The organism is Polaromonas sp. P1_E1_2 (assembly GCF_056406035.1).
Genome location: NZ_JBFUAZ010000357.1, coordinates 1 through 4,370 on the forward strand (window position 1 = coordinate 1; position 4,370 = coordinate 4,370).

At 62.1% G+C, this 4,370-nt stretch carries 4 protein-coding genes; 3 read left to right on the forward strand and 1 reads right to left on the reverse strand.

Annotated features, from left to right (window positions below):
• Window positions 1-1,161: ATP-binding protein (locus tag AC1D1P_RS15535; RefSeq protein WP_477673601.1), on the reverse strand; the 1,161-nt coding region annotated here is incomplete at its 3' end.
• Between the two features lie 192 nt (window positions 1,162-1,353).
• Between AC1D1P_RS15535 and AC1D1P_RS15540 the strand changes: the two genes are divergently transcribed.
• From AC1D1P_RS15540 to AC1D1P_RS15550, 3 genes are all read left to right on the forward strand, one after another.
• Window positions 1,354-2,574, forward strand: coding sequence for an MFS transporter (locus AC1D1P_RS15540; protein WP_477671112.1), 1,221 nt, complete (start codon window positions 1,354-1,356; stop codon window positions 2,572-2,574).
• A gap of 191 nt (window positions 2,575-2,765) precedes the next feature.
• Entirely contained in the window at window positions 2,766-3,578 is an 813-nt protein-coding gene (locus AC1D1P_RS15545) for an SDR family oxidoreductase (protein WP_477673602.1), read from the forward strand.
• Window positions 3,578-4,189: a class I SAM-dependent methyltransferase gene (locus AC1D1P_RS15550; protein ID WP_477673603.1), complete on the forward strand. Its 612-nt coding sequence runs from the start codon at window positions 3,578-3,580 to the stop codon at window positions 4,187-4,189. Before AC1D1P_RS15545 ends, AC1D1P_RS15550 begins: the two co-directional genes overlap by 1 nt.
• The last annotated feature ends 181 nt before the right edge of the window (window positions 4,190-4,370 follow it).

The following is a 4,370-nucleotide window of genomic DNA, read 5'->3' on the forward strand; positions in this document are numbered from 1 at the left end:
CTTGATGGCCAGTTCGGCCAGTTTGCGGCCGTAATCGACGTGCTGGTTAAGCCAAAGCTCCAGCGTGGGCCGCACAAAGCTGGACACCAGCCGTACCGCGTCGCGTGAATTGAGGCGTTCCTTGATCTGGCCCTGGAACTGTGGATCGAGCACCTTGGCGCTCAGGACATAGCTGGCGCGGGCAAAAACGTCTTCCGGCAAGAGCTTGACCCCCTTGGGCAGCAGCGAATGCAGGTCGACAAAGCTCTTGACGGCATTGAAGAGGCCGTCGCGCAGGCCGCTTTCGTGCGTGCCGCCGGCGCTGGTGGGAATCAGGTTGACGTAGCTTTCGCGCACCGGCTGCCCCTCTTCGGTGAAGGCCACGCACCACTGCGCGCCCTCGCCTTCGGCAAAACTCTCGTGCGAAGCGTCGGCAAAACCTTCGCCCTCAAACATCGGGATCACCGGGTCGCCGGTTAGCGTCTGCATCAGGTAATCGCGCAGGCCGCCCTTGTAGAGCCAGGTTTGGGTATCTTTGGTTTTCTCGTTGGTCAGCGTTACCGTGACGCCGGGCATCAGCACCGCCTTGCTGCGCAGCAGGTGCGTGAGCTCGGCCATGGGCAGCGCGGCCGATTCAAAGTATTTGGAATCGGGCCAGGCGCGGACGGTGGTACCCGTCTTGCGGTCTCCATCGCCGTTTTTGCGCAGGTGCAGCTTTTCAATGACGTCACCGCCCGAGAACACCAGGTGGGCGACCATGCCTTCACGGTAAGAGGTGACTTCCAGCCGCTTGGACAGTGCATTGGTCACGCTCACGCCGACGCCGTGCAAGCCACCCGAGAAGCTGTAGGCGCCTCCCTTGCCTTTGTCAAATTTGCCGCCCGCGTGCAGCCGGGTATAGACGATCTCGATGACCGGTACCTTTTCTTCAGGGTGCAGGCCGAAAGGAACGCCTCGGCCGTCGTCGTCGACGCTCACCGAGCCGTCGGTGTGCAGCGTGACCTTGATCTTCTTGCCGTARCCGGCCAGGGCCTCGTCGGCGGAGTTGTCCAGCACTTCCTGGATGATGTGCAGGGGGTTGTCGGTGCGCGTATACATGCCCGGCCGTTGCTTGACGGGCTCCAGGCCCTTGAGCACGCGGATCGAGCCTTCGGAATATTCGGTGGGTAGTTTGTCAGCCATGGCAGATGAAAGAATTGCCGCAATTGTAGTCGGGGCCGGCAAAGTCACTGTATAAATATACAGCCAACCTGATTTGAGACAGGGAACGAAGTGCGGCCCGGGCAGTGTTCCGCCATTTTCGTTACAGTCGGCAAAGAGCCTTCCGGCCGCCTCAGGCCTTTCCTTTTTTTCGCCACTCGCGGCGACTCGCCCATGACCACCGAAACCAAAAAACTCTCCATGCTGCAGGTGCTGATCTGCGGCGCCACCATCGTCACGCTGTCCATGGGCATTCGCCACGGTTTTGGCCTCTGGCTGCAGCCCATCACGCAGGCGCAGGGCTGGACGCGCGAGACTTTTGCCTTTGCGCTGGCGGTGCAAAACCTGTCCTGGGGGGTGTTCGGCATTTTTGCCGGCATGGCGGCTGACCGCTTTGGCGCCTTCCGCGTGATCGTGGGCGGTGCCCTGCTGTACGGGCTGGGCCTGGTGGGCATGGCGCTGTCGCCCACCGGTTTCCTGTTCACCCTGACAGCCGGCGTGCTGATTGGTGCCGCGCAGGCCGGAACCACGTATGCCGTGATTTATGGCGTGATCGGGCGCAATATTTCGGCCGATAAACGCTCGTGGGCCATGGGCGTGGCCGCGGCGGCGGGCTCATTCGGCCAGTTCCTGATGGTGCCGACCGAAGGTTTCCTGATCAGCAGCCTGGGCTGGAAAGAGGCTTTACTGGTGCTGAGCGGCGCCGTGCTGCTGATTGCGCCGCTGGCATTGGGCCTGCGCGAAGGCGGTTTCACCGGCGGGCAGCCTGCCAAACGCGAGCAGACTATCCTTCAGGCGCTGCGCGAGGCTTTCAAGTACCCGAGCTTTCAATTGCTGATGGCGGGCTACTTTGTCTGCGGCTTCCAGGTGGTGTTCATCGGCGTCCACATGCCCAGCTACCTCAAGGACAAGGGCCTGTCGCCCCAAGTCGCAAGTTACGCGCTGGCGCTGATCGGCCTCTTTAATGTGTTCGGCACATACATTGCGGGCTCGCTGGGCCAGAAAATTGCCAAGCGCAAGATCCTGGCGACGATTTATCTCTCGCGCGCCATCGTGATCGCCGTGTTCCTGGCGGCACCGCTCAGCCCCTTGAGCGTCTACATCTTTGCCAGCCTGATGGGCCTGCTATGGCTGTCGACCATCCCGCCGACCAATGCCGTCGTGGCGCAGATCTTCGGCATCCAGCACTTGTCGATGCTGGGTGGCTTTATCTTCTTCAGCCACCAGATCGGCTCCTTCCTGGGCGTCTGGCTGGGCGGCTATTTATATGACCGCACGGGCAGCTACGACATCGTCTGGTACATCGCGATTGCATTGGGCGTGTTTGCCGCGCTGGTGAACCTGCCGGTTCGTGAATCACCGATTGCACGCGCGGCCGTGCCCCAAGGGGCCTGACGTGGCCAAAAGAATCGGCCTGTGGACGCTTGCGATCATCGCGTCGCTGGGGGTGTTTGCCCTCTACACACGGCCGGATTTCCTGTTCACACTCGCCAACCAGGTCTGGGCCTGCTTCTAGCGCAAGGCCCTGCCTGGGGGTTTTATGTGTGTTTTGGGCTGCGGCCCAATCAGGACGGGCGCAAGCAGCTATGAAAACAATAGTAATTACCGGAGCCTCAGACGGCATAGGCGCTGAAATGGCGCGGCAATTGGCCAAAACCCACGGCGCCGGCGTGGCGCTGGTGCTGGCCGCGCGCAATGAAGCACTGCTCAATGAGGTTGCGGGCCAATGCGTTGCCCACGGGGCACTGACCCTGGCCGTCAAAACCGATGTGTCGCAAGAGGACCAATGCCGCCAACTGGTGGCCGCCGCCATCGGCCGGTTCGGGCAAATCGATGCCTTGATCAACAACGCAGGCATGTCGGCGCAAGCCCTTTTTGAAGACGTCAAGGCCCAGGACCTGGCCTGGTACGAACAGTTAATGCGCATCAACCTCTGGGGCAGCGTCTGGTGCACCCATGCCGCACTGCCGTATTTAAAAGTGCGCCACGGCAGCATCGTGGCGGTCTCCAGCCTGGCAGGCCYGATCGGCGTGCCCGGCCGCACCGCCTACAGCGCCACCAAATTCGCCATGACGGGCTTCTTCGAGGCATTGCGGGCCGAGCTTAAAACGGCCGGTGTCAGCGTAACGACGGCCTACCCGGGCGTGGTCGCCACCCGCATCCGCCACCGTGGCTTCAACGCGGCCGGCGTGGCGGCAGGTGCCAGCGGCCTGAAAGAAGACGACGCCATGAGTGTCGAGGAATGCGCGCGGCTCATCCTTGAGGGCATGGAGCGCCGGGAACGCGAGGTGGTCATGACGGCCAAGGGCAAGCTGGGCCGCTGGCTCAAGCTGATCGCGCCGAGCCGGGTCGAGGCGATGGCGCACGCCGCGCTCAAAGATGACGTAAGACCCTACTGATGGAAAACAATGCGCATGGCACGGAACCACCCTCCGCCTGGGTGCAGCGCTGGTCGCACCTGGTGCCCCAGGGTGGCATGGTGCTGGACGTGGCCTGCGGCCATGGCCGCCACGCGCGCTGGTTTCATGAGAAAGAACATCCTCTGACCCTTGTAGACCGTGCGCAAGCAGCTATCGAATTCATAGCATCAGCTCTTCCCACACGCCCCGCCCAAACCGTTGAAGCCGTGGTGGCCGACATTGAGGAGGGTCCCTGGCCCTTTGAAGGACGACAGTTTGAGGCCGTCATCGTCACCAATTACCTGTGGCGCCCGCTCCTGCCCGCGCTGCTGGCCAGTCTGGCGCCGGGTGGCGTGCTGATTTACGAAACTTTTACGCAGGGCAATGAAACGGTGGGCAAACCCTCGCGCCCCGACTTTTTGCTGCGTCCCGGTGAATTGCTGCAGGTCTGCCAGGGCTTGAGAGTGRTGGCCTTCGAGGAGGGTTTTGAGGAGCGTCCGCCACGATTTGTCCAGCGCATCGCCGCCGTCCGCGAATCAGCCACCACTGCGGGTTTATCCGCCCCCCTTCATACCGCGGAGGGGGCTCCACCCCGCTATAGACTGACCTAGGCTCTGGGTAGAATGCAGGATTGGCCTTTTCCGGGGCCGGCTTGAAGCTGTTCAGGCCGGAACACCCCAGATACCTGCATGGCCGCGAACGTTTACAAGCAGAGCATGAAACCCATTACTGGCAGCATCGTTGCACTGGCAACGCCCTTGCACGAAGACGGCAGCGTAGATTACCCCACCC

Coding starts and splice junctions, on each gene's coding strand:
- AC1D1P_RS15540 (WP_477671112.1), top strand. CDS start 1,354: ATGACCACCGAAACCAAAAAACTCTCCATGCTGCAGGTGCTGATCTGC.